General features: G+C 71.5%; 23 protein-coding genes and 3 pseudogenes. 9 read left to right on the top strand and 17 right to left on the bottom strand.

Going from position 1 to position 22498, the window contains the following annotated elements; genetic code table 11:
* Positions 1 to 270: 270 nt before the first annotated feature.
* Positions 271 to 780, top strand: a pseudogene (locus tag ABT001_RS12670) (dihydrofolate reductase family protein); the annotation flags it as partial.
* A gap of 252 nt (positions 781 to 1032) precedes the next feature.
* On the opposite strand, the pseudogene ABT001_RS12665 reads toward ABT001_RS12670, so the two are convergent.
* A pseudogene (locus tag ABT001_RS12665) lies at positions 1033 to 1173 on the bottom strand (SbtR family transcriptional regulator); the annotation flags it as partial.
* 34 nt (positions 1174 to 1207) lie between these two features.
* On the opposite strand from ABT001_RS12665, the gene ABT001_RS12660 reads away from it, so the two are divergent.
* A complete protein-coding gene (locus tag ABT001_RS12660) occupies positions 1208 to 1336 on the top strand; it encodes a hypothetical protein (RefSeq protein WP_351275930.1) in 129 nt (42 codons plus the stop codon).
* Positions 1337 to 1430: 94 nt separating this feature from the next.
* Here ABT001_RS12660 and ABT001_RS12655 read toward each other — a convergent pair whose 3' ends face one another.
* The 6 genes from ABT001_RS12655 to ABT001_RS12630 all read right to left on the bottom strand — a co-directional run bounded on the left by ABT001_RS12655 (position 1431) and on the right by ABT001_RS12630 (position 7304).
* Positions 1431 to 2045 carry a hypothetical protein gene (locus ABT001_RS12655; RefSeq protein WP_351275928.1) on the bottom strand — a complete coding sequence of 205 codons (615 nt, stop codon included), beginning with the start codon at positions 2043 to 2045 and terminating at the stop codon, positions 1431 to 1433.
* Between the two features lie 72 nt (positions 2046 to 2117).
* Entirely contained in the window at positions 2118 to 3284 is a 1167-nt protein-coding gene (locus ABT001_RS12650) for an ROK family glucokinase (protein ID WP_203183431.1), read from the bottom strand.
* Between the two features lie 133 nt (positions 3285 to 3417).
* Positions 3418 to 4278 carry an ATP-binding cassette domain-containing protein gene (locus ABT001_RS12645; RefSeq protein ID WP_351275926.1) on the bottom strand — a complete coding sequence of 287 codons (861 nt, stop codon included), beginning with the start codon at positions 4276 to 4278 and terminating at the stop codon, positions 3418 to 3420.
* Positions 4275 to 5324, bottom strand: coding sequence for an ABC transporter permease (locus ABT001_RS12640; RefSeq protein ID WP_351275924.1), 1050 nt, complete (start codon positions 5322 to 5324; stop codon positions 4275 to 4277). Before ABT001_RS12640 ends, ABT001_RS12645 begins: the two co-directional genes overlap by 4 nt.
* A complete protein-coding gene (locus ABT001_RS12635; RefSeq protein ID WP_502967461.1) occupies positions 5321 to 6331 on the bottom strand; it encodes a substrate-binding domain-containing protein in 1011 nt (336 codons plus the stop codon). The genes ABT001_RS12640 and ABT001_RS12635 overlap by 4 nt, the downstream gene beginning before the upstream one ends.
* 211 nt (positions 6332 to 6542) lie before the next feature.
* The gene (locus ABT001_RS12630) at positions 6543 to 7304 is read right to left on the bottom strand and encodes a GntR family transcriptional regulator (protein WP_351275922.1); all 762 of its coding nucleotides are present in this window, start codon (positions 7302 to 7304) and stop codon (positions 6543 to 6545) included.
* A gap of 93 nt (positions 7305 to 7397) precedes the next feature.
* Between ABT001_RS12630 and ABT001_RS12625 the strand changes: the two genes are divergently transcribed.
* Positions 7398 to 8402, top strand: coding sequence for a Gfo/Idh/MocA family protein (locus ABT001_RS12625; RefSeq protein WP_351275920.1), 1005 nt, complete (start codon positions 7398 to 7400; stop codon positions 8400 to 8402).
* Between the two features lie 6 nt (positions 8403 to 8408).
* Here the strand turns inward: ABT001_RS12625 and ABT001_RS12620 are convergent, their stop codons facing one another.
* From ABT001_RS12620 to ABT001_RS12605, 4 genes and pseudogenes are all read right to left on the bottom strand, one after another.
* Complete coding sequence (locus ABT001_RS12620) at positions 8409 to 9605, bottom strand: cytochrome P450 family protein (RefSeq protein WP_351275918.1); 1197 nt, start codon at positions 9603 to 9605, stop codon at positions 8409 to 8411.
* 11 nt (positions 9606 to 9616) lie between these two features.
* Positions 9617 to 9817: pseudogene (locus ABT001_RS12615) on the bottom strand (PaaI family thioesterase); the annotation flags it as partial.
* A gap of 22 nt (positions 9818 to 9839) precedes the next feature.
* Complete coding sequence (locus tag ABT001_RS12610; protein ID WP_351275916.1) at positions 9840 to 11012, bottom strand: cytochrome P450 family protein; 1173 nt, start codon at positions 11010 to 11012, stop codon at positions 9840 to 9842.
* Positions 11013 to 11152: 140 nt separating this feature from the next.
* Positions 11153 to 12073 (bottom strand): DMT family transporter, encoded by a 921-nt coding sequence (locus ABT001_RS12605; protein WP_351275914.1) that lies wholly within the window; start codon positions 12071 to 12073, stop codon positions 11153 to 11155.
* A 223-nt stretch (positions 12074 to 12296) separates the two neighbouring features.
* Between ABT001_RS12605 and ABT001_RS12600 the strand changes: the two genes are divergently transcribed.
* A complete protein-coding gene (locus tag ABT001_RS12600) occupies positions 12297 to 12941 on the top strand; it encodes a TetR/AcrR family transcriptional regulator (protein WP_351275912.1) in 645 nt (214 codons plus the stop codon).
* A 22-nt stretch (positions 12942 to 12963) separates the two neighbouring features.
* Here the strand turns inward: ABT001_RS12600 and ABT001_RS12595 are convergent, their stop codons facing one another.
* A complete protein-coding gene (locus tag ABT001_RS12595; protein WP_351275910.1) occupies positions 12964 to 13593 on the bottom strand; it encodes a dihydrofolate reductase family protein in 630 nt (209 codons plus the stop codon).
* 218 nt (positions 13594 to 13811) lie between these two features.
* Between ABT001_RS12595 and ABT001_RS12590 the strand changes: the two genes are divergently transcribed.
* A complete protein-coding gene (locus ABT001_RS12590; protein WP_351275908.1) occupies positions 13812 to 14648 on the top strand; it encodes an aldo/keto reductase in 837 nt (278 codons plus the stop codon).
* Between the two features lie 34 nt (positions 14649 to 14682).
* On the opposite strand, the gene ABT001_RS12585 is transcribed toward ABT001_RS12590, so the two are convergent.
* Complete coding sequence (locus tag ABT001_RS12585) at positions 14683 to 15012, bottom strand: putative quinol monooxygenase (protein ID WP_351275906.1); 330 nt, start codon at positions 15010 to 15012, stop codon at positions 14683 to 14685.
* A 122-nt stretch (positions 15013 to 15134) separates the two neighbouring features.
* Complete coding sequence (gene allB, locus ABT001_RS12580) at positions 15135 to 16463, bottom strand: allantoinase AllB (protein ID WP_502967460.1); 1329 nt, start codon at positions 16461 to 16463, stop codon at positions 15135 to 15137.
* Positions 16464 to 16810: 347 nt separating this feature from the next.
* On the opposite strand from allB, the gene ABT001_RS12575 reads away from it, so the two are divergent.
* Positions 16811 to 17614 carry an IclR family transcriptional regulator gene (locus ABT001_RS12575; RefSeq protein WP_351275902.1) on the top strand — a complete coding sequence of 268 codons (804 nt, stop codon included), beginning with the start codon at positions 16811 to 16813 and terminating at the stop codon, positions 17612 to 17614.
* Positions 17615 to 17622: 8 nt separating this feature from the next.
* Here ABT001_RS12575 and ABT001_RS12570 read toward each other — a convergent pair whose 3' ends face one another.
* Both ABT001_RS12570 and ABT001_RS12565 read right to left on the bottom strand, forming a co-directional pair.
* Positions 17623 to 18330, bottom strand: coding sequence for an ABC transporter ATP-binding protein (locus tag ABT001_RS12570; protein ID WP_351275900.1), 708 nt, complete (start codon positions 18328 to 18330; stop codon positions 17623 to 17625).
* On the bottom strand, positions 18327 to 19415 hold the full coding sequence (locus ABT001_RS12565) for an ABC transporter permease (protein WP_351275898.1): 1089 nt from the start codon (positions 19413 to 19415) through the stop codon (positions 18327 to 18329). Before ABT001_RS12565 ends, ABT001_RS12570 begins: the two co-directional genes overlap by 4 nt.
* A gap of 110 nt (positions 19416 to 19525) precedes the next feature.
* Between ABT001_RS12565 and ABT001_RS12560 the strand changes: the two genes are divergently transcribed.
* Positions 19526 to 20752 carry a sensor histidine kinase gene (locus tag ABT001_RS12560; RefSeq protein WP_351275896.1) on the top strand — a complete coding sequence of 409 codons (1227 nt, stop codon included), beginning with the start codon at positions 19526 to 19528 and terminating at the stop codon, positions 20750 to 20752.
* Positions 20749 to 21381, top strand: coding sequence for a response regulator (locus ABT001_RS12555; protein WP_351275894.1), 633 nt, complete (start codon positions 20749 to 20751; stop codon positions 21379 to 21381). Before ABT001_RS12560 ends, ABT001_RS12555 begins: the two co-directional genes overlap by 4 nt.
* Before the next feature lie 2 nt (positions 21382 to 21383).
* Here ABT001_RS12555 and ABT001_RS12550 read toward each other — a convergent pair whose 3' ends face one another.
* Positions 21384 to 21704, bottom strand: coding sequence for a DUF5955 family protein (locus ABT001_RS12550; RefSeq protein WP_351275892.1), 321 nt, complete (start codon positions 21702 to 21704; stop codon positions 21384 to 21386).
* A gap of 173 nt (positions 21705 to 21877) precedes the next feature.
* Here ABT001_RS12550 and ABT001_RS12545 point away from each other — a divergent pair, with 173 nt between their 5' ends.
* Positions 21878 to 22483, top strand: coding sequence for a nucleotidyltransferase family protein (locus ABT001_RS12545; RefSeq protein WP_351275890.1), 606 nt, complete (start codon positions 21878 to 21880; stop codon positions 22481 to 22483).
* Positions 22484 to 22498: the final 15 nt, after the last annotated feature.

The raw sequence follows: 22498 nt of genomic DNA, 5'->3' as shown, positions 1-22498 counted from the left end.
TGACGTGACGGGCCCGGCCCCATCGGCACACAGGCTCCAAGCCCAACCGGCTCGCTGGACAGTTGCCCGGCCGGCGTTCCTGAGTGGTGATCCACTCCTGGCGGGGGCGTAGGCGCGGACGGCGTCGAGTTCGCTGTCGGTGCAATCGTTCTCCATCGGTACGGGGATGTCGCCGGTGGTGCTGATGCCGTGCTCCTGGTCGTGGCGTACGAGCTGTTCGGCCACGTCCGAGGCATCCGTGCGCAATTCCACGTCCCTCGGCACTCGGGTGCTGGTCTCCTGGCAGGGCACTCCACAGCGCGGCCGATGAGTTCGTGGCTCCCGGACGGTCCAAGCTGTGTCGGGCTTCGCGCGAGCGAGAGCCCGGACGGTCACGACGAGTTCAGACCCGAGGAAGAGGCGTCCGTCAACGAGCTCACGCGGACGCCCAAGGTCGTGTTCTCCTCCTCGATCGAGGAGCCACCGACGTGGGCCAACACCACGCTCGTGCGCGACGACGCTGTCGGGGCGGTCCGCTCCATGAAGTCGAGTGGCTCAGGACTCCTCAGCACGATCGGCAGCCTCAGCCTGTGCCGGTCCCTTCTACGAGCCGGGCTTGTCGACCGCTTCCGGGTCGTGATGTTCCCGGTGATCACCGGGGCCACGGGCGAAGAACGCATCTACGACGGCTATCCGGACGTTGCCCTCGAGATGATCGAGCACCGCACCTTCGACGGCCTCATCCAGCTGGTCGAGTACAGGCCTCAGGTGCTCGAGCACCCGCCGCTCGTCCCTGCGTGACGTCACGCTGTCCGCCGGCTGGCGGGCTGCCGGGGCGGCACCGACGGGCGCACCCGCGGCTACCTCTCCCAACTCATCCACCCCGAGCGCCGGATCGGCCGGCACGAGGTCTCCCACTTGAGCGCGCCGACAGCACCTCCGGCCAGACGTGGCACGCCGCTCACCCATCGGCCAGGAGCCTTTCGAGAGGGCGGGCAGGAGACGCTCGGCCGAGGCGAGGCCGTCGGTGGAGCGCTCGGCGACCCAGGCCACGGCTGCGACCAGTTCGAAGAGCACCGCCGCGTCGAACTCCTCGCGTGCACTGCCCTCCTGCTGCGCGCGGCGCAGCAACCGGGCGCCGGCCTCGTGCATCCGGTCACAGGAGGCGCGCAGCGGCGAGCCCTCGTCGTACATGCTGCTGACCAGGGACGCCGCTAGACCGCGGCAGGTGCCCGCGTGGACCCTGGCCGAAGGCGTATCCGCCGCCTTCACCCTCGGCTCCCTCTTCGCGGTGGCGGGGCTACTGATCGCGGTCTTCGTGCTGCGCGGGAAGCGCCCCGACCTCGAGAAGGAGTGACAGCCTCCCGGCGTCGGCACGCTCGGCCTTCGCCGCCGTCTGACTGTGCCGCCTCCGGCCGGACACCGGTGATGACCGGCCCGTCCGCTCCGCGTCAGGGGGTTGCCGCAGAGACCGCGTAGACGACCGGGGCCGCCGGATCGGTCATGTTGACGGTGATGTTCTGGGTGGGGCGCGGGTCCTTGTTCTTGTGGACCGTGCCGGCCCAGTGGACCCCCGGACCGAAGTACCAGCCGGTGATCTTGACGTCCCGATCGCTGATGGTGACCTTGCCGGTCTCCAGCGCGGCTCGGCCGGTGCCGACACCGCTCAGGAAGCGGTCGAGCCCGGCGGACGTCGTACGGAACTTCACGTACATCCGGCTGGCTTTCCAGTTGTTCGTCTCGTAGTACTGGACCCCGACCGCGTTGCCCGGAATGGGCAGCTCGAAGATCCGGCGCTGCATGCCGGACGGCCAGTCCTCGCGCAGCCCCTGAGCGGCGGCCTCGGCCTCCTTGTCCTTGCCGGAGCGACGGCTCTGCCCTGCGGAGATCACCAGGTAACCCGCCGGGATGCCGATGAGCAGCACGATGATGGTCAGCGTGATCAGGCGTCGGCGGATCACCCTGCGCCGGTCCGGCGGAGGCGTCCCGTCACCGTCTCCGGAGGAGCCCGAAGAGCCTGACGAAGGGGGCTGGCGCGGCACGATGTGGTGCTCGGCTGCGGTCATGGTCGGTGATCCCTCGAAGCTGCGGTACGGAGCGGAGTGCGGGTGGCCGGGCCGCTGCGCGCGGCCCGTGGATCAGTCGGCGGTGCGGGTGCCGCGCGTGTTACGGATGGTGCTCGCGGCCTGGTCGTAGAACTGTGCGTACCGCTCGTAGCGCTCGACGCGTCGGCGGTTGGTCCGCCGGAACCTCCGGGCGACCAGGCGTGCGAGGTCGGCGGCGCCGACCATGCCCGCCTCGGGGCCGAGCTGGGCCTTGGCGATCCGGGCCTCCGGGCGGTAGCCGCGGCCCGTGAGGTGGCGCTTGAAGGCGTCTCTCGCCGGGCCGATCAGCAGGTCGTCGGCGGCGCTGACGCCGCCGCCGATGACGAAGCAGGACGGATCCAGCGCTGCCGCGAGATTGGCGATGCCGACGCCGAGCCACTGGCCGATGTCCTGGAGGAGCTCGACGCACATGGCGTCGCCCTCGCGGGCCAGCTCGGTGATGAGCGGCCCTGTGATGTCGGGGATGTTGCCCTTGACCCGCTCGATGATGCCGTGCGCCACCGGGGAGTCCGCCGCGGCCAGCTCCCTCGCCTCGCGCACGAGGGCGTTGCCCGAGCTGTACTGCTCCCAGCAGCCGCGGTTGCCGCACGGGCAGCGGTGCCCGCCGGGCACCACCTGCATATGGCCGAACTCACCCGCGACGCCGTACTTCCCCCGCTTGACGTGCCCGTCCTCCAGGATCGCGCCGCCGATGCCGGTGCCCAGGGTGATCATGACGAGGTGGTCCTCGCCACGGCCGGCACCGAAGCGCCATTCCGCCCAGGCCGCCGTGTTGGCGTCGTTGTCGACCATCACGGGAACCACCAGCCGGGAGGCGATGGCGTCGCGGAGGGGTTCGTCGCGCCAGGCGAGATGCGGGGCGAACAGCACCTTGGAGCGGTCCGCGTCCACCCAGCCCGCAGCGCCGATGCCGACGGCGTGCACGTCGTGCCGGTCCGAGAGGTCCAGGACCAGTTCGACGATGGTGTCCTCGACGACCTTGGGGCTCTTGGACTTGTCGGGCGTCTCGGTGCGCAGCGTCTCCAGGATGTTGCCGTCCGCGTCGACGACGCCGGCCATCACCTTCGTCCCGCCGATGTCGATGCCGACGGTCGGGACCCTGGGCGCCGTGAGGTGCGAGCGCCGCTCCCGGGTGCCGACGGTCCGCAGGACGGTCGCGCGGGCGGAGCCGCGGTGTGTGAAGTCGCGGTACGTGCTCATCGTCCCTGCGCAGGTCGGAGGGCCGGTCGGGTGATCCGTCCGGCGGCGGACGGCGCCCGCCGTACACGATTCTGCCATTGCCCCGCCCCCGGAATCGGCCTCCGGCCCGGGGACGGGGGGTACAAATCGCGACTTATGGGGTGCCGTCATCGGTCGGACGATCGCCCGAGTGATCCGGCGAGGGGGCTCGCCCGAGCTCGTGGCTGAGCTCGTCGAGCTCGTTCCCACCCGCCATCTGACGGGTCAGTTCGTCCAGCGTGACCGAGTCCTTGGTGTGGCTTCCGGACATCGCGCCACGCTTGAGCAGCACGAACCGGTCGCCCACGAGGTAGGCGTGGTGGGGGTTGTGCGTGATGAGGACCACGCCGAGTCCGGCGTCCCTGGCGGCGGCCACGTACTTCAGCACGACCCCCGACTGCTTGACGCCGAGCGCCGCGGTCGGCTCGTCGAGGACGAGGACCTTCGCTCCGAAGTACACGGCACGGGCGATGGCCACGCACTGGCGTTCGCCGCCCGACAGGGTGCCGATGGGCTGGTCGACGTCGCGCAGGTCGATGCCCATGCGCAGCAACTCCGTGCGGGTCGTCTCCCGCATCCGCCGTACGTCGAGGCGCTTGAAGGGGCCGGAACCCTTCGTCGGCTCCGAGCCGAGGAAGAAGTTGCGCCAGACCGGCATGAGAGGGACCACGGCCAGGTCCTGGTAGACGGTGGCGATTCCCCGGTCCAGGGCGTCACGCGGGTTGACGAGCGTCGTCTCCTCCCCCTCGATCAGGAAGGTCCCCGCGTCGTGCCGGTGCAGCCCCGCGATGATCTTGATGAGGGTGGACTTGCCGGCGCCGTTGTCGCCGAGGACGCAGGAGATCTCGCCCGCGCGGACCTCCAGCGAGACGTTCTCCAGGGCCTTGATGTTGCCGTAGTACTTGCTGACGTCGTCGAGCTGGACGAGCGCCGGGCCGGCCGTGTCCTGGGGGGCCGGAGCCTGGGTGGCCGTCATTTCGTCGCCTCCGCACGCTTGCGTACCCATGCGTTGAGCAGGGTGGCCAGGAGCAGCATCGCTCCCAGGAAGAACTTGAACCAGTCCGGGTTCCACTCCGCGTACACGATGCCCTTGCTGGTCATGCCGAAGATGATCGCGCCGACCGCGGAGCCGATCGCGGAGCCGTAACCGCCGGTGATCAGACAGCCGCCGATGACGGCCGCGATGATGTAGATCAGCTCGTTGCCGACGCCCTCACCGGACTGCACGACGTCGTAGGAGAACAGCAGGTGCTGCCCCGAGACCCAGGCGGCGAAGGCGACACCGAGGTAGAGCCCGATCCGGGTACGGATCACGGGGACGCCGACCGCCCGTGCGGCGTCGGCCTCGCCGCCGACGGCGAAGATCCAGTTGCCGAAGCGGGTGCGGATCAGAATCCAGGTGGCGATCGCGACGAGTGCCGCCCACCACAGGATGGTGACCTTCAGCTCGACGTCGCCGATGGTGAGGTACGAGGCGAAGACCTTACGGGCGGAGTCGAAGCCCTCCATGTCCCCGATGGCCTTGGTCGACACGGTTCCGCTGATCAGTTTGGTGAAGCCCAGGTTCAGACCTGTCAGCATCAGGAACGTGCCGAGCGTGATGATGAAGCTCGGGAGCTTCGTGCGGGTCAGCATGAAGCCGTTGAACGCACCGAAACCCAGGGTGACCAGCAGCGACACGAAGACGCCCACCCAGACGTTGGCGGTCATCTGGTAGCTGAACATCGAGGAGATCAGCGCGGAGCTGGTCACCATCACGCCGGCGGAGAGGTCGAACTCACCGCCGATCATCAGGAGCGCCACGGGCGCCGCCATGATCCCGATGGTGGAGGCCGCGTACAGCACGGTGCCGAGGCTGGAGGCCTGCAGGAAGCTGTCGGCGACGATCGCGAAGAACAGGAAGACCGCCGCGGCCCCGACGACCGAGCCGAGCTCGGGCCTGCCCATCAGTTTGCGCAGCGGGGAGGTGCGCAGCAGGCGTTCGTCGGTGTGCGGCGCCGCCGGTTGCCCGGTCGCTGTCATCGCGTCCCCCGCTTCGTGTACTCGGCGAGCGCGTCGGCGTCGTCGGCGGTGATGACCTGCGGGCCGGTCAGGACGGGCAGGCCGCCGCCGAGCACGTTCTGGTTGTAGCGGTACAGCCAGAGCAGGTCGACGGCCTGGTAGCCCTGGAGGTAGGGCTGCTGGTCGACCGCGAAGCCGAGCGATTCGTTCTGCAGGCCGGTGGCGACGCTCGCGTTGAGGTCGAAGGTGTCGATCTCGGCCTTGCTGCCCGCGGTCTGCTTCGCCTTGACGGCGGCCGCGGCGAAGGGTGCGCCGAGGGTGACGACCGCGTCGATGCTCCGGTCCGAGTCGAGCTTGGCCTCGATGGACGCCTGTACGTCGGGCATGTTGGTGCCGTCGACGTAAAGGTTCTGCATCGTCCCGCCGAAGGACTTCTTCGCCCCCGCGCAGCGCTGCTCGTGACCGACGTTGCCCTGCTCGTGCAGGACGCAGAGCGCCTTCTTGCGGTCCCGCCTGTCGAGCTCGTCACCGACGGCCTCGCCCGCGATGGACTCGTCCTGGCCGATGTGGGTGAGCGCGCCGAAGGCCTTGGACTCGGCGGAGCCGGAGTTCACCGTGATCACGGGGATGCCCGCCTTGACCGCCTTGGCCACGACGGCCTTCATCGAGTCGGGCTTGGCGAGCGAGACGATCAGCCCGTCGACCTTCTTGTCGATCGCGGTCTGAACGAGCTCGGCCTGCTGCTGGCCCTCGTCGTTGTGTGAGTAGAGGAAGTTGATGTTGTCCTTGACGGCCGCCTGTTCGGCGCCCTTCTGGACGATGTCCCAGAAGGTGTCACCATCACCCGAGTGGGTGACCATGGCGAATGTCCAGCGGGGCGTGTTCACCGCGGACCGGCCCTCGGCGGCTTGCTGTGCGCGCTCCTCCGCCCGCTTGCCGCCGGTGCTGCTGCATCCCGCGAGGGAGGCCGCCAGTACCGCTGCCAGCACCGCGCCCACCGCACGTACCCCTGTCCGAACCCTTGCCACGACGCCGTGCCCTTCTTGTGCTGCTCGCTGTGCTGCCTGGTGAAGCCGTGGGCGGCGTGCGCGCCGCCCGGCGGGCCAAGTATCCCCGAGCCCGGACGGGCACGGCCCGGCAGGGGCGCGGGCCGCGCCCTGACCGCCGTTCTAGCGACCTAGCATGACCGCGTCAATGACTGTGTCCGAACATCCTCGCCGAAGGCCGGATCGCCCGGTTTCAGGGCCGCACCAGCAGCTGGAACTCGAAGGCGTACCGCGAGGCCCGGTAGACGTGCGAACCGAATTCGACCGCCCGGCCGCCGTCGTCGAAGGTGGTGCGCTCCATCGTCAGCAGCGGCGCCCCGGCTGGTTCCGCGAGCAGATCACCCTCCTCGGCGGTGGCCGCCCGGGCCCCCACGGTCTGCCGGGCGCTGTGCAGGGTGATTCCCGTGGCACGCATCATCCGGTAGAGGCCGGTGGCCTCCAGCCGCTCGGTGCCGAGATCGAGGAGGTCCGGCGGCAGGTGGTTGCGCAGGAGCGCCATGGGCTCGTCGTGCGCGAGGCGCACCCGCTCGACGAGGTGCACCTCGCTGCCTTCCTGGACACCGAGCGCGGCGGCGACCTCGGCGCCCGCCGGCTCGACCGTGTTGCGCAGCACCCGGGTCGCGGGGCGCCGGCCGGCTGTCTCCAGGTCGTCATAGAGGCTGCTCAGTTCGAGCGGGCGCTTGATGCGGCTGTGCACGACCTGGGTGCCGACGCCGCGTCGGCGCACCATCAGCCCCTTGTCCACGAGCGACTGGATGGCCTGGCGGACGGTGGGCCGGGAGAGGCCGAGCCGTGCGGCGAGCTCCAGTTCGTTGCCGAGGAGGCTGCCGGGCGCGAGGCGCCCGTGCTCGATGGCCGCCTCCAGCTGCTGGGCCAGCTGGTAGTAGAGCGGGACGGGGCTGGTGCGGTCCACACCCAGCCCGAGGGCGGCGGAGTCGGCGGCGGGTTTGGGCACGGCACGGAGCGTACCCCGTACGGTCGTACCGCACCCTTCAATTTGTCAGGACATATGGTTGACAGTGCGTCCGGGGGGCGGCACGTTGGGTGCATGCGCATCGGACTCATCGGCACGGGCCGGATCGGTTCCTTCCACGCGGGCGTCCTGGCACGCCACGCCGCGGTCGACGGCCTGGTGGTGACGGATCCGGACGGCGCCCGCGCCGCCCGGGTCGCGGCCCGGACCGGGGCGACGGCCGTCGCGTCCGCCGAGGACGTCTTCGGCGCGGCGGTGGACGCGGTCGTGATCACCTCGGCCACCGCCGCGCACGCCGATCTCATCGGCCGGGCGGCTCGGGCCGGTCTGCCCGCCTTCTGCGAGAAGCCGATCGCGCTGGACCTGGCGGGGACCCTGGGCGCACTGCGCGAGGTCGACCGGGCGGGCAGTGTGCTCCAGCTCGGTTTCATGCGCCGGTTCGACGCGGGTTACGCCGCGGCGCGCGCCGCCGTGCGCGGCGGCGCACTGGGCCGGCTCCACACCGTACGGGCGACGACGTCCGACCCCGCTCCCCCGCCCGCCGCGTATCTGCCCCTCTCCGGCGGCCTGTTCAGGGACTGCCTGGTCCACGACTTCGACATCCTCCGCTGGGTGACGGGCCGTGAGGTGACGGAGGTGTATGCCACGGGGTCGGACGCGGGGCCCGCGGTGTTCCGGGAGGCGGGCGATGTGGACACGGCGGCGGCGCTGCTGACCCTGGACGACGGCACGCTGGCCACGGCGACCGCCACCCGGTGCAACGGGGCGGGTTACGACGTGCGCATGGAACTCGCGGGCGAGCGGGACCAGATCGCGGTCGGCCTCGACGACCGTACGCCGCTGACCTCCGCCGAGCCGCAGGGGCCGCCCGCGCCGGCCAAGCCGTGGCCCGGCTTCCTGGAGCGGTTCGCCCCTGCGTACGAAGCCGAACTCGACGCGTTCCTGCGCGTCGCGGGCGGAGCGCTGCCGAACCCGTGCGACGGCCGGGAGGCGCTGCACGCGCTGCGCATCGCCGAGGCGTGCGAGCTGTCGCGCGAGCGGCACCGCCCGGTGCGGATGACGGAGATCGCCGAGATCTGAGCCCCCCTACCAGGCCACCGGCAGCGACAGCGGTCCCCGGAGCAGCATGCCCGTACGCCAGGAGAGAGCGCCCGGGTCGGCGTCCAGCCGCAGCCGCGGGCAGCGCTCCAGGAGCGACCGGAGCGCGATGCGGGCCTCGATGCGGGCCAGGGGCGCCCCCAGGCAGTGGTGGATGCCGTGGCCGAAGGCGACGTGCCCGCGGGCGTCCCGGGTGATGTCGAAGCGGTCGGCGTCCGGGAAGCGTGCCGGGTCGCGGTCGCAGTCGGCCATCGCGACCAGGACGAGCTCGCCGCCGCCGGGGATCACCGTGCCCCCGACATCCAGCGGCTCGGTGGTGAAGCGGTACGTGGGGGTCTCGAGGGGCCCCTCGTAACGGAGTGTCTCCTCGACCGCGTTGTCGATCAGACCGAAGTCGGCTCGCAGGAGGGCGAGTTGGTCCGGGTGGTTCAGTAGTGACAGGACTCCGTTGGAGATGAGGTTGACCGTGGTCTCGTGCCCGGCGACGAGCAGCAGCCAGGCCATGCCGACGAGTTCCGCGGCGGAGAGCCGGTCGCCGTCGTCGTCCGCCGTGTGGATCAACGCGCTCATCAGGTCGTCCCCGGGTGCCGCACGCCTCTCGGCGATCAGGTCCCCCAGATACGTCTTCATGGCGGCGGTGGCCCGGCCGCGCTCCTCGGCGTCGAGGGACGACACGGCCGTGTTGGACCACGCACGAAAGGCCTGCCGGTCCAGGGACGGCACACCCAGGAGTTCGCAGATGACGGCCATCGGCAGGGGGAAGGACAGCGCCTCGACGAGGTCGGCGCTCCGGCCCGGCCCGGCCAGCATGGCGTCGAGCAGGGTGTCCGTCATCTCCTGGACGCGCGGCGCGAGCCGTTCCATCCGGCGTGCGGTGAACTCCTTGGCCACGAGCCTGCGCAGCCGGGTGTGGGCCGGGGCGTCCGAGCCCAGCATCGACGTCCCCACGGACACCTTCTTCACACCCAGGGTGGGTGACGCCCGCTCCCAGTCCTTGGTGAGCCGCTGGTCGGCGAGGAGAGCCTTCCCCGCCTCGTACCCGACGACGAGCCAGGCCTCCGCGCCCTCCGGGATGCGGACCCGGTGCACCGGGCCGCGGGCGCGTAACCCGGCGTAGACCGGATACGGGTCGCGGATGAAGTCGTCGCCGAGCGCTCCGAGATCGAGCAGGGCTTCCGTGGTCAACGAGGTTCCCTTCAGGTCTGCCGGGCGGAGAGAGCGGTCCCCTGGGCCACCGCGCACAGCGTTTCGGCCTCTGCGCCGTCCGCGGTGAACAGATCACAGCGCACGACGGCCTGCCTGCGGCCGGAGTGGACCACCGCCGCACGGGCGACAAAGGTGCGGCCGCTCGCGGGCCGCACGTACTGGATGGAGAGTCCGCCGGTCAGGACCGCGGGCTCCGGAGGACGGCATCTCGCCTCACCAGCGCACCGGAAGACGGCGGACTCCGCGGAGCAGCATCCCTGGCAGCCAGTCGGGCTCCTCGCCGTCCGGGTCCCGCACGAGGCCGGGGCAGCGCTCCAGCAGCGCGCGGATCGCGATGCGGCCCTCCATCCGGGCCAGCGGCGCGCCCAGGCAGAAGTGGATGCCGTGGCCGAAGGCCAGGTGCCCCTGCGCCGCACGCCGGATGTCGAAGGTGTCGGGATCCGGATAGCGCCCCGCGTCCCGGTCGCCCGAGCCCAGGGCCACCAGCACCGCCTCGCCCTCCGGTATGACGACCGGGCCGACCTGGACCGGCTCCCGGGTGAAGCGGAACGTCGCCGTCTGGACGGGCCCGTCGTAGCGGAGCATCTCCTCGACGGCCCCGTCGATCAGCTCCGGTTCGGCACGGAGCAGGGCCAGTTGCTCCGGATGGTCCAGCAGGGCCCGTACGCCGTTGGAGATCAGGTTAACGGTGGTCTCGTGCCCCGCCACCAGGAGCAGGAAGGCCATGCCGATCAGTTCGTCCGGCGTCAGCCGGTCGCCCTCGTCGTCGCGTGCCTCGATCAGCGCGCTCATCAGGTCGTCGCCGGGGGCGCGCCGCTTGCCCTCGATCAGTTCGACGAGGTAGGCGCCCATGGCGTCGACCGCCTCGCCCCCCTTCTCCGGCGAGACGGGCGTGACGACGGCGTTGGACAACAGGCGGAAGGCGTCCCGGTCGATGTCGGGGACGCCCAGGAGCTCGCAGATCACGGTCATCGGCAGCGGGAAGGCGAGCGCGTCGACGAGGTCGGCACTCCCGGCGGGCACCATCGCGTCGAGGAGGTCCTCGGTGATCCGCTCGACGCGCGGGCGCAGGGCCTCGATCCGCCGGGCGGTGAATTCCCGGGCGACGAGTTTGCGCAGACGGGTGTGGTGCGGAGCGTCCGTCTCCAGCATGTTGGCGTTGATCGGGTTGCTCGTCGCGGAGAAGCGCTCCGCCGTCCGCCAGTCCTTGCTGAACCTCTGGTCCGCGAGGGCCGCCCGGGCCTCCTCGTAACCCACGATCAGCCAGACCCGCTCGATGTCGTCGGTGCGCACGGCGTGCGCCGGCCCCTCGGCACGCAGTTTCGCGTAGTGCGGATACGGATTCGCGCTGAAGTCCCGGGCCCCGCGCAGATCGACCACTGTCATCGTCCCGCCCCTCATCCGGTCTGAGTCCCGTCTGATCACCTCAGCCTAGGCGTCGCCTCGCGTCCCCGTCCTCGTTCTCATGAAGGAGACCCGCGTGGTGGACCGACAGGGCGGTCCGGACAGGGTCGACGCGGGCCCCGTCAGGAAGTGCCGTCGGCACTCCGCCGTCCCCACGCCGTGCCCGCCAGCACGAGCACGGCACCCAGCACGCCGAGCGTGCCGAGGTGCTCGCCGCCGATGGCGATGCCGACGGCTGCGGCCCAGAGCGGCTCGGTGCCGAGCAGCAGGCTGACGCGGGACGGCGAGGTGCGGCGCACCGACCACATCTGCACGAAGAACGCGAACAGCGTGCAGAACACGGACAGGAAGAGGAGTCCCGCCCACTCCCCGGCGCCGAAGTCCGCCGCCACCGTCCAGGGCGCCGGCCCGGTCCCGGGGACGGCGGCCAGTACGGCGAAGACCGCGACGGCACTGCCGAGTTGCACCGTCGTGAGGGAGAGCGAGTCGGCGTCCTGGACCGCCTTGATGCGCGCCATCGCCAGGACGTGCACCGTACGGGCGAGGGCCGCGAGCAGCATCAGGAAGTCGCCCGTGGAGGGGCTGGTGAAACCGCCTCCCTGGGTCAGCAGCACCACACCGGCGACGGAGAGGCCCGCCGCCGCGAGGAAGGCGGTCGGGGGCCGGACCCGGGTCACGGCCGCCTCGGCCAGCGGGGTGAAGATCATCGTCAGGCTGATGATGAGCCCCGCGTTGGTCGCCGAGGTGTGCACGACTCCGTAGGTCTCGAGCAGGAAGATCCCGCTGAGTACGAGTCCCAGCAGGCCCGCGCCACGCCACTGCGCACCGGTCAGCGCCCGCAGGCCGCGCCATCCGGCGACGGTCAGGGCGGGCACCACGATCGCGAAGCGGAGCACGAGGACGGCGATCACGGTGTGTGTGGTGGTGATGCCCTTGGCCGCGAGGTAGCTGGCGCCCCAGACGGCGGCGACGAGCAGGAGCGGAAGGTCGGTGACCCACGCGCGGCGGGACGGGGTGAGGGCGGGCAGGACGGCAGAGGACACCTGGTTCTCCTGGTTCTCCACAACGGGAACGATGTGGAGACCTCACCGGCTCACACGGGGAGGGATCACCGTACCGAACGGCTGCCCCCTTCGTGAATCCGTGTCCTCAGGGTGGCTCGGCCACCTGTTCGCAGGGGTCACACCCGGTCGAAGCGGTCTCCCGCCGCTGTCGGCTCCTCCTAGAATGTCGGTCTTGGGACGCTCGGACACACGGAGTTGGCACATGGGTGGAGCGCGGCTGGACGGACGGGTCGAGCGGGGGAACCAGACCAGACAGCTGGTGCTGGGGCGCGCGGTCCACGTCGCCTCGACCGAAGGACTGGAGGGGCTGTCGCTCGGCAGGCTCGCCATGGAGCTGAAGCTGAGCAAGAGCGGCGTGTTCGCCCTCTTCGGCTCCAAGGAGGAGCTGCAACTCGCCACCGTGCGCGCCGCCGTGGCCGTCTTCGTCGAGCACGTGCTGACTCCGACGAGGGCTGCGCCGCCCGGTCTGGGGCGCGTCTGGCGGATGTGCGAGAGCTGGCTCTCCTACTCGCAGCGCCGGGTGTTCAGCGGCGGCTGCTTCTTCTACGCCACGATCGCCGAGTTCGACTCCCGGGAGGGCAAGGTGCACGACGCGCTGGCAGCCACCCAGACCGGCTGGGTCACCTTCGTGGAGGAGACCCTGGAGGAAGCCAGGGTGCGGGGTGAGCTCGTCCCGGACACGGACGTCTCGCAACTGGCCTTCGAGCTCATCGCGTTCATGGAGCTGGCCAACGCCGAGTCCGTCCTGCACAGCAACAACCCCGGCTACACCAAGGCGGCGCGGGCCATCCTGGGACGACTGCAGCGCGTCGCCACCGACCCTTCCCCGCTGCCGGTCGCTCCCTGAGCGGCGGGCAGCGGCCCTCGCGTCAGGATCCCGGCGCGTCGAAGTCCCCGAACCGCGCCCGGCCCGCCGGCCGGTAGGTGTGGATAGCGATGCCGCTCGCGGTCGTCCGGGCACCGAGCAGCTCGAACGCCTTCGGCTGCCCGCCCTCCGCGAAGAGCCGCCTGCCGCTGCCGAGGTAGACCGGGTGGACGAGCAGGTTGATCTCGTCGACGAGGTCGTGCGCCATGAGGGACCGGGCCAGGGTGCCGCTGCCGTGGATCTGGAGCTCGCCCTCCGCCGTCCGTTCCTTGAGCCGGGCGACCTCGGCCGGCACGTCACCCGAGACCACCGTCGTGTTCTCCCAGGCCGGGTCGGTCAGGGTGGTGGAGACGACGTGCTTGGGCAGGGTGTTCAGCCGTGCGGCGATCAGGTCCTGCGGGTCGGTGACCCTGGGCCAGTACCCCGCGAAGATGTCGTACGTACGCCGCCCGAGGAGATAGGCGCCCGACCGGTCGAAGACCTCGTCGATGAACGTCCCCATGTCCTCGTCGGCGAAGAAGGGCACCTGCCAGCCGCCGCACGCGAAGCCGCCGCTGGTGTCCTCCTGGGTGCCCCCGGGCGCCTGCATCACCCCGTCGAGGGACACGAACGTGGTGAGTGTCAGCTTCGCCATGGTCCTCTCCTCCTCCGTGCCGCTGCCCCGGGTTCCGGCAGCCCGTGTGCTTCCACTTGTTCCGACCCCACTTTCGGCCGGAACTCATCGGTACGCCCGGCGAAATCCGCCACCTGGAGGCCGGCGACCGGCACGACGCATTCTGCTGAGCGTCCCGCGCCCCGTCCCGCGTACCGTCCTACGCTGGCGGGGACGGTCCGCGAACGAAATGGGAGACCATGAGCCAGACACCGCCCCCGGTCCGCAACCTCCACGACGGCAGCACCATCCCCGCGGTGGGCCTCGGGACCTGGCCGCTGGACGACGACGCGGCCGAGGAGGCCGTCGCCGGTGCGCTGCGGCTCGGCTACCGCCTCGTCGACACCGCCCTGAACTACGGGAACGAGACCGGCACCGGGCGCGGCATCGTCCGCTCCGGCGTGCCGCGGCAGGACGTCTTCGTCACCACCAAGGTGCCCGGCCGCCACCACGGCTACGAGGAGACGCTGGCCTCCTTCGAGGAGTCCCGGAGCAAACTGGGCCTGGAGTACGTCGACCTGTATCTCATCCACTGGCCGCTGCCCCGGGTGGACAAGTACGTGGACACCTGGAAGGCGATGATCAAGCTCCGCGAGGACGGCCTCGTACGTGCCGTCGGCGTCTCCAACTTCACCGCGGAACATCTGGACCGGCTGGAGCGGGAGACCGGTGTGGTGCCCGTGGTGAACCAGATCGAGATGCATCCGCTGCTCCCGCAGGAGGAGCTGCGCGCGGTGCACGCCGCGAAGGGCATCGTGACGGAGAGCTGGAGTCCGCTGGCCCGGGGGCGTCAGGTCCTCGAAGCCCCCGAGGTGGTCGCCGCCGCAGAGGCCCACGGTGTGTCGCCGGGCCAGGTCGTCCTGCGGTGGCACACCCAGCTGGGGGCGGTGCCGATCCCCAAGTCCGCCGATCCCGGGCGGCAGCGGGAGAACCTCGACCTGTTCGGCTTCGAGCTGACACAGCAGGAGCTGGACCGCATCGGGGCCCGGCCGCCGCACCGCTTCGGCGGGGATCCCGAGACCCACGAGGAGTTCTGAGAGCGACGGCCACCGCCCGACAGGGGGACGACGGTCACCGGTTGCGCGGGGTGACCTCCGCCATCCGGGACCAGTCGTCGCCGGGCACCTCGAAGTTGATGATCTCCGGGATCTCGCTGACCAGCTCCGACATGGTGTCGATCGCCGCCTTGAAGTGCTCGGAGTTCACATGCGCCACGCCCGCCTCCTGCGAGGCGTACCCCTCGAGCAGGACGAACTGGTCCGGGTTCTCCACGCTGTAGGACCAGTCGAAGAAGAGGTTGCCCGGCTCCTGACGGACGGCGAGGGTGAAGTCCTCGAGAGCCGGGAGCCAGTTGTCCCGCTCGGCGGTACGCACGGTGAACTTGACGGCGATGAAGATCATGGCGACTCCTGATCGGTGCGGTGACCGGCCGATGCGGTGACCGGCCGATGCGGTGACGTAGCGCCCAGGGTCGCATATCACCACAAGCCGGTCAGGAACCGGCACACCGACCGGCCCCTCCCTCAGCGGCTCCTCTCGAGGAGACGGCCGGTGGGTTCGGCGAGTACACCGTCGGCCGCGATCCGCGTGCCGCGCAGCCAGGTGGACCTGACCACGCCGTGCAGCGTCCTGCCCGCGTAGGCGGTGACCTGGTTGCGATGGAAGAGTCCGGCCGGGTCGACGGTGAACGTCTCGTCGGGGGCGAGGACCGCGAAGTCCGCGTCCCGTCCGGCCTCGATGGCGCCCTTGCGGGCGAGTCCGGCGAGCTCCGCCGGGGCGGCGGACATCCAGCGGGCGACGTCGTCGAGGGTGTGACCGCGTCGGCGCGCCTCGGTCCAGATGGCCGGCAGGCCGAGCTGCAGCGAGGAGATCCCGCCCCACGCGGAGGCGAAGTCCGAGGTCTTGAGGTCGGTGGTGCAGGGCGAGTGGTCGGAGACGACACAGTCGATCGTGCCGTCGGCGAGCCCGGCCCAGAGCGCGTCCTGGTTGGCGGCCTCCCGGATGGGCGGGCAGCACTTGAACTCCGTCGCCCCGTCCGGCACCTCCTCGGCCGTCAGGGTGAGGAAGTGCGGGCACGACTCCACGGTGACGCGCACGCCCCTGCGCCTGGCCTCGGCGATGAGCGGCAGGGCGTCGCCGGAGGAGAGGTGCAGGACGTGGACGCGGGCGTTCAGCCGCTCGGCGTGGGCGATGAGTCCCTCGATCGCGGTGTTCTCCGCGTCGCGGGGGCGGGAGGCCAGGAAGTCGGCGTACTTCTCACCGCCCCTCTGCGGCGCCTCCGCCAGGTGGTGCGGATCCTCGGCGTGCACGATCAGCAGTCCGCCGAAGCCCGCGATCTCGGCCATGGAACGGGCCAGCTGCCCCTGGTCCAGCTCGGGGAACTCCTCGACACCCGAGGGCGAGAGGAAGCACTTGAAGCCGAAGACGCCGGCCTCGTGGAGCGGACGCAGGTCCTTCGCGTTGGAGGGGATCGCGCCGCCCCAGAAGCCGGTGTCGATGTGTGCCTTGGGCGCGGCCACCCCCTGCTTGACGCGCAGGTGCTCGACCGTGGTGGTCGGCGGGAGGGAGTTGAGCGGCATGTCCAGCAGGGTCGTGATGCCGCCCGCGGCGGCGGCTCGGGTGGCGGTCCAGAAGCCCTCCCACTCGGTGCGGCCGGGGTCGTTCACGTGGACGTGCGTGTCGACGAGTCCCGGCAGCAGCACGTCCGCACCGAGGTCCGCGACGCGGGCACCGTCGGGCGCGTCCGCGTCGTACGGCAGGACGGCCTCGATCGTGCCGCCGTCGACGAGGACCGACGCGGCGCGGGTCCCCTCGGGGGTGACGACGCGCGTCGAGCGGAGTACCAGCTTCATGTCCACACCGGGCACCTGTGCTCCTCACGCAGATTCAACGTTTTGTTGAAGGAGTCTTCACTTGGGGGCGCACCCCCGTCAAGACCTCACCGCACCGTGCGGCACGCCGGCCGCGCCCACATCGCATCGTTTGGATATTTCCACGAAGTAAAAGTTCAATTTCGACAGGCGGAACGTAGGATGGGCCAGGAGCGGCACCCCCGCGCTGCGGGCCCCACCCGGCCCGGACCGCCGACACCAGGACAAAACAGGCCCTGACCGGCAAGGACGCCGCACCGGGAGCAGTGGGCCCATCGGGAACAGCCGGTAGGCTGCTGCCTTGCCTCCGCTTCGAAAGGACCGTTGACGTGCCGCCGTCCCACGCCAGCACTTCCGACTCCAAACCCACCGGTCCCAGTGGCGGTGTGCAGTCCCTCGAGCGCGCCTTCGATCTGCTGGAGCGCATGGCGGATGCCGGGGGTGAGGTCGGGCTCAGCGAGCTCTCCGCGAGCAGTGGACTGCCCCTCCCGACGATCCACCGGCTGATGCGCACCCTGGTCGTGTGCGGTTACGTACGCCAGCAGCCCAACCGACGTTACGCGCTGGGCCCGCGTCTGATCCGCCTCGGCGAGTCCGCGTCCCGGCTGCTGGGCACCTGGGCGCGGCCCTATCTCCAGCGGCTGGTCGAGGAGACGGGCGAGACGGCGAACATGGCACTGCTCGACGGGGACGAGATCGTCTACGTCGCCCAGGTGCCGTCGAAGCACTCGATGCGGATGTTCACCGAGGTCGGCCGCCGGGTGCTCCCCCACTCCACCGGGGTCGGCAAGGCCCTCCTCGCGCACACGCCGGCGGACGAGGTACGGGCCCTGCTGGCCCGCACGGGCATGCCGGCCGCCACCGAGAAGACGATCACCACGCCGGACGGCTTCCTCGACGCACTCGAACTGGTGCGGAGGGCCGGCTACGCGGTGGACGACAACGAGCAGGAGATCGGGGTCCGTTGCCTCGCGGTGTCGGTGCCGGACTCCCCCACCTCGGCCGCCATCTCCATCTCCGGGCCCGCGGGCCGGGTGACGGAGGCGGCGACCGAGCGGATCGTGCCGATCCTGCAGCAGATCGCGAAGGAGCTGTCCGAGGCGCTGGCGAGCAACGGCGGCTCGGCGGGCTGACCCGGCCCTCACACCCTGCGGGACCGCGAGGGTGTGAGGGCCGGGGCGGGCTCCGACAGGCGCCCGTCCGCCATGCTCACCGTCTTGCCCACCCGGTCCAGGTGGGCCCGGTCGTGGGTCACCATGACCGTGGCCGTCGCGCGTTCCCGGGTGAGGCGGAGCAGCAGGTCGAGGACCGCCGCGCCGCGCTCGTGGTCGAGGGCGCTGGTCGGCTCGTCGACGAGCAGCACCGACGGTTCGTTCATCAGGGCCCGGGCGATGTTGATCCGCTGGCGCTGACCGCCGGACAGCTGGTGCGGTCTGCGGTGCGCCTCGTCGGCCAGGCCGACCGAGTCCAGGAGCTCCAGCGCCCGTACGCGGGCCGCGCGCACCGAGCCGCGCGACAGATGGGCCATCACCTGGAGCTGCTCCGCGGCCGTGAGCGACGGCAGCAGATGGGGCTGCTGGAAGACGATCCCGATGCGGTCACGGCGCAGGGCGGCCTTGTCGGCGCGGCTGAGCCCGGCGGTGTCCGTACCGGCCACGACGACACGTCCGCTGTCCGGGGTGACGAGTGTGGCCGCCACCGCGAGGAGGCTGGACTTGCCCGAGCCGGACGGTCCGACCACTGCGGTGAGCGTTCCGGCCGGTGTGTCCAGGGAGACCCGGTCGAGAGCGGTGAGACGGGAGTCGCCGTCGGGGTAGGTGAGGGTGACATCGGTGAGGGTCAGGGTCATCGGGCGCTCCCGAGTGCGGTGAGGGGGTCGACGGCGGTGATGCGCCGGATGGAAAGGGCGGCCCCGAGCACGCCGAGGACGATCATGACGACGGCCGGTACGAGAACGGTCGACGCGTCGAGCACGAAGGGCACGGCGCCGCCTTCCCCGCCGACCAGGGCGCCGATGCCCGCGGCCAGCGCGGTGCCCAGACCCGTACCGGCGCCGAGCATCACCACGGCCTGTCCGAGCGCGTCCTTCAGCAGATACGGGGTGGAGGCGCCCAGCGCCTTGAGCACGGCGATGTCACCGCTGCGCTGGATGGTCCACACGGTGAAGAAGGCACCGATGACGAGCGCCGAGATGGCGAAGAGGAAGCCGCGCATCAGCTGGAGCGAGCCGTTCTCGGCCTGGTAGGAGCCGATCGCCGTGAGGGAGTCGTCGAGGGTCGACGTGCTGGTGCCCGCCGTCTCGTCACCGGCGGCGAGATCCGCACCTCCGGTCGTGGTCAGCGCGATCACGGTGGCCTGCTTCCCGGTGCCGCTGACGCGCTGCCAGTCACCGAGCGAGGTCCACACCACCGGCGTGTGACTGTACGAGGCGTCGCCCGCGACCGCCGCGACGGTGGAACGGGAGCCGTCACCGAGTCCGAGCGTGTCCCCGACACCGGCACCGAGGTCCTCGGCCGCCTGTTCGGAGAGCACGAGCCGGCCGTCCGCCACGCCGGCCGGTGCGAGCGCGCCGTCCGGTTCGACGCCGAACACCGACACGGCCGCCGAGGCCGTGCGCGCACCGTCACCGGCGGATGCGTTCAGTGTCCGGATACCCAGCGGCTCGGCGGCGGTCACCCCCGGGCGTCCTGCCCAGGCCCGCCAGGCGCTCTCCTCGACGACCGAACCGGCGAAGGACACCGCCTCGCCGTCCGGTGGTGCGGCGAAGGCGATGTGGTCGGCGTCCAGCCCCGTGACGGCCGAGGTGTTCTCCCTGCCCAGTCCCGCGGTCAGGCCGGACAGCAGCCCCACGAGCAAAGTGATCAGCACGACGACCGTGCCCATGAGGGCGAATCTGCCCCTGGCGAACCGTAGATCTCTCCATGCGACGAACATGCCTCCAGGCTCGCGCTCCGGACACCCGAAGACATCGCGCGCCGGACGGGGCCCACCTCAACCTTTCGATTGACCGGTCCGGCGCTCCGCGCGTCTACGCTGGAACGACCATGAACGCAGGAGCACACACCCCCGTCACCACCGCGCTGCGGCTCTGTCTGCACGCGCTGCTCGTGGGGCTGCTGGTACTCGCCGCGCTGCGCACCACCGGCGACGGCACCCGGCACGCGACGGCCGTCGTCCTGCTCGCGGGGGCGATGGCCGCGCTGTACGCGGCGGGCGCGCTCGCCCCCGTCGTCCGGCCTCGCACCCGGGCCGCGGCCGTCTGGCTCGCCGCGCTGGGGGCGGTGTGGCTGGGCATGCTCGCCCTGTCCCCCGACGCCCTGTGGGTGGCCTTCCCGCTCTACTTCCTGCAGCTGCACCTGCTGCCCGTGAGGTGGGGCCTGCCCGCCGTCGCGATCACGGCCGGGGCTGCGATCGCGAGCTTCCTCCTGCACGGGCAGGAGGTCTCGCCGGGCACCTTCATCGGTCCGCTGCTCGGTGCGGCGGTGGCCGTGGCGACCGTACTCGGCTACGACGCCCTGTTCCGGGAGAGCGAGCGGCGCCGCGAGCTGATCGACGAGCTGGTCTCCACGCGGGCGGAGCTCGCCGAGGCGGAGCGCGCCGCGGGCACCCTGGCCGAGCGGGAACGGCTGGCCAGGGAGATCCACGACACCCTCGCCCAGGGGCTGTCCAGCATCCAGCTCCTGCTGCGGGCCGCCGAACGTTCGCTCCCCGAGGACGCGCCCGCGACGGCCCACGTCCGGCGGGCCCGTGAGGCGGCACAGGAGAATCTGGCCGAGGCCCGCCGCTTCGTCCGCGCGCTGACCCCGCCGGACCTGCAGCGGGGCTCCCTGGCGGCTGCCCTGTCCCGCCTCTCCTCCCGTACGTCGGGCCCGGACCTCACGGTGCAGTTCGCGGTCAGCGGCAGGCCGGTCGCTCTGCCCACCCCGTACGAAGTGGCCCTGCTGCGTACCGCGCAGTCGGCGCTGGCCAACACGGTGCGGCACTCGGGCGCGCGCCGGGCTGAGATCACCCTCAGCTTCATGGAGACCTCGGTGTCCCTGGACGTGGTGGACGACGGCCGCGGATTCGACACGGCTGCCGAACCGGCGACCAGCGGCAGCGGCGGGTTCGGCCTGCCGGCGATGCGTACGCGGGCCCGGTCCCTGGGTGGGACGCTGAGTGTGGAGTCGGGGCCTGGCCAGGGGGCGGCGGTCGCCGTCACCCTGCCGCTCCCGGCCGCCGACGGGCAGGGCCCGGAGGCCGCGGCAGCCGGAGAGGGGCGGGCGGCGTGACCGATCCGATCAGGCTGCTGCTCGCCGACGACCACCCCGTGGTCCGCGCCGGGCTGCGCGCGGTCCTGGACACCGAGCCGGACTTCCGGGTCGTCGCCGAGGCCTCCACCGCCGAACGGGCCGTCGCCCTGGCGGCGACCGGCATGTGCGACGTGGTGCTGATGGACCTGCAGTTCGGCTCGGGCATGCACGGGGCCGAGGCCACCGCCGCGATCACCGCCGCCACGGGCGGGCCCCGCGTGCTGATCCTCACGACGTACGACTCGGACGCCGACATCCTGGCCGCCGTCGAGGCGGGCGCCGGCGGCTATCTGCTGAAAGACGCCCCGCCGGAGGAACTGGCCGCCGCCGTGCGCACGGCGGCGTCCGGCCGCTCGGCGCTCGCTCCCGCGGTCGCCCACCGGCTGATGGACCGGATGCGGACGCCGGCCCAGGCCCTGACCAAGCGTGAGCTGGAGGTGCTCCAGCTGGTCGGGGAGGGCCTGTCGAACCAGCGGATCAGCAAGAGGCTCTTCCTGAGCCAGGCGACGGTGAAGTCCCACCTGGTGCACATCTACGCCAAGCTGGGCGTGGATTCACGCACATCGGCGGTGGCCGCGGCGACGGCGCGCCGTCTGATCCGCCGCTGACGTCAGGGGCGGCGGCGGGGCGGCTCCCCGAAGAGGTCGACGGCGACGCGTACGTCCCGGAGCCCCGGGGCCAGTGCGCTGACCGAGCCGATCGCCCCCGCGACCAGGAGCAGTGAGCGGCGCAGGCGAGGTATCTCCGGCCTCCCGCCGACCGCCATGGCGTCCAGCGCGGCCAGCTCGTCCTCGGCGATGCCCCGGTCGGGGAACTCGACGGGCAGTACGGCCAGTTCGCGGCGGAGCCGGGAGACCGCCGTACGCAGCCCTGTCACTCGCGGGTCCTCGCCGCTCCCGGTCAACCGCTCCTGCCCCGCGCTTCGCAACAAAGCAATCCCCCCCTCGCACGCCCCGGTGCCGGTGTATCGACCAAGTGCCTGAGGCCTGCGACAAGTTAACGCCATCCGAGGCGGCGTGCGCCATGGTGCGTCAAGGAATCAGCGTCCTCCGGGGGGTGACGGCCCCGCTGCAGGTACGGGCGCGGTGGTGGTATCCAGGGCGTATGGCTCACACACAACGGACCCCCGTGATCGCCGGGGTACTGCTCGCCGCGGGTGGCGGCCGCCGTCTCGGCGGCAGGCCGAAGGCCCTGCTGGAGCACCGCGGTCGCCCCTTGGTCGAGCACGCGGTGCGGGCGCTGCGTGACGGCGGGTGCGGCCCCGTCCATGTCGTGCTGGGCGCCGCGGCCGAGCGGGTGCGGGCCCTGGCGGACCTCTCTGGGTGCGTGGTGACCGTGAACCCGTCGTGGGAGGAGGGCATGGGCTCCTCGCTCCGGGCAGGCCTGTCCTCCCTGGCTGGTTCTGACGCGGACGCGGCCCTCGTACTCCTGGTCGACCAGCCCGGCATCGGGGCGGAAGCGGTGGCGCGGGTCCGCTCGGCGTACCTCTCCCGGGCGTCCCTGGCGGCCGCCGCGTACGCCGGGGAGCGCGGGCATCCCGTGCTGTTCGGGGCCGACCGGTGGGCCGGTGTCGCGGCGGGAGCGGTCGGCGACCAGGGAGCGCGGGCGTACCTGCGGACGCATCGCGATGCGATCGGGCTCGTCGAGTGCTCCGATGTGGCTCAGGGGTACGACATCGACACGGCGGAGGACCTCACGCTCCTGGAGTGAACGGAACGTATCGGA

It is taken from the genome of Streptomyces sp. NPDC002793 (assembly GCF_040295485.1).
GTDB lineage: Bacteria > Actinomycetota > Actinomycetes > Streptomycetales > Streptomycetaceae > Streptomyces.
Note: the sequence above shows the minus strand (reverse complement) of the source record. Positions and strands in the feature narration are given on the sequence as shown.

Excerpts from the sequence above, each read along its gene's own strand:
- ABT001_RS12655 (WP_351275928.1), bottom strand. The coding sequence starts at position 2,045 with ATGACCGCAGCCGAGCACCACATCGTGCCGCGCCAGCCCCCTTCGTCA.
- ABT001_RS12650 (WP_203183431.1), bottom strand. The coding sequence starts at position 3,284 with ATGAGCACGTACCGCGACTTCACACACCGCGGCTCCGCCCGCGCGACC.
- ABT001_RS12645 (WP_351275926.1), bottom strand. The coding sequence starts at position 4,278 with ATGACGGCCACCCAGGCTCCGGCCCCCCAGGACACGGCCGGCCCGGCG.
- ABT001_RS12640 (WP_351275924.1), bottom strand. The coding sequence starts at position 5,324 with ATGACAGCGACCGGGCAACCGGCGGCGCCGCACACCGACGAACGCCTG.
- ABT001_RS12625 (WP_351275920.1), top strand. The coding sequence starts at position 7,398 with ATGCGCATCGGACTCATCGGCACGGGCCGGATCGGTTCCTTCCACGCG.
- ABT001_RS12610 (WP_351275916.1), bottom strand. The coding sequence starts at position 11,012 with ATGACAGTGGTCGATCTGCGCGGGGCCCGGGACTTCAGCGCGAATCCG.
- ABT001_RS12600 (WP_351275912.1), top strand. The coding sequence starts at position 12,297 with ATGGGTGGAGCGCGGCTGGACGGACGGGTCGAGCGGGGGAACCAGACC.
- ABT001_RS12595 (WP_351275910.1), bottom strand. The coding sequence starts at position 13,593 with ATGGCGAAGCTGACACTCACCACGTTCGTGTCCCTCGACGGGGTGATG.
- ABT001_RS12590 (WP_351275908.1), top strand. The coding sequence starts at position 13,812 with ATGAGCCAGACACCGCCCCCGGTCCGCAACCTCCACGACGGCAGCACC.
- ABT001_RS12585 (WP_351275906.1), bottom strand. The coding sequence starts at position 15,012 with ATGATCTTCATCGCCGTCAAGTTCACCGTGCGTACCGCCGAGCGGGAC.
- allB (WP_502967460.1), bottom strand. The coding sequence starts at position 16,463 with ATGAAGCTGGTACTCCGCTCGACGCGCGTCGTCACCCCCGAGGGGACC.
- ABT001_RS12570 (WP_351275900.1), bottom strand. The coding sequence starts at position 18,330 with ATGACCCTGACCCTCACCGATGTCACCCTCACCTACCCCGACGGCGAC.
- ABT001_RS12565 (WP_351275898.1), bottom strand. The coding sequence starts at position 19,415 with ATGTTCGTCGCATGGAGAGATCTACGGTTCGCCAGGGGCAGATTCGCC.
- ABT001_RS12560 (WP_351275896.1), top strand. The coding sequence starts at position 19,526 with ATGAACGCAGGAGCACACACCCCCGTCACCACCGCGCTGCGGCTCTGT.
- ABT001_RS12545 (WP_351275890.1), top strand. The coding sequence starts at position 21,878 with ATGGCTCACACACAACGGACCCCCGTGATCGCCGGGGTACTGCTCGCC.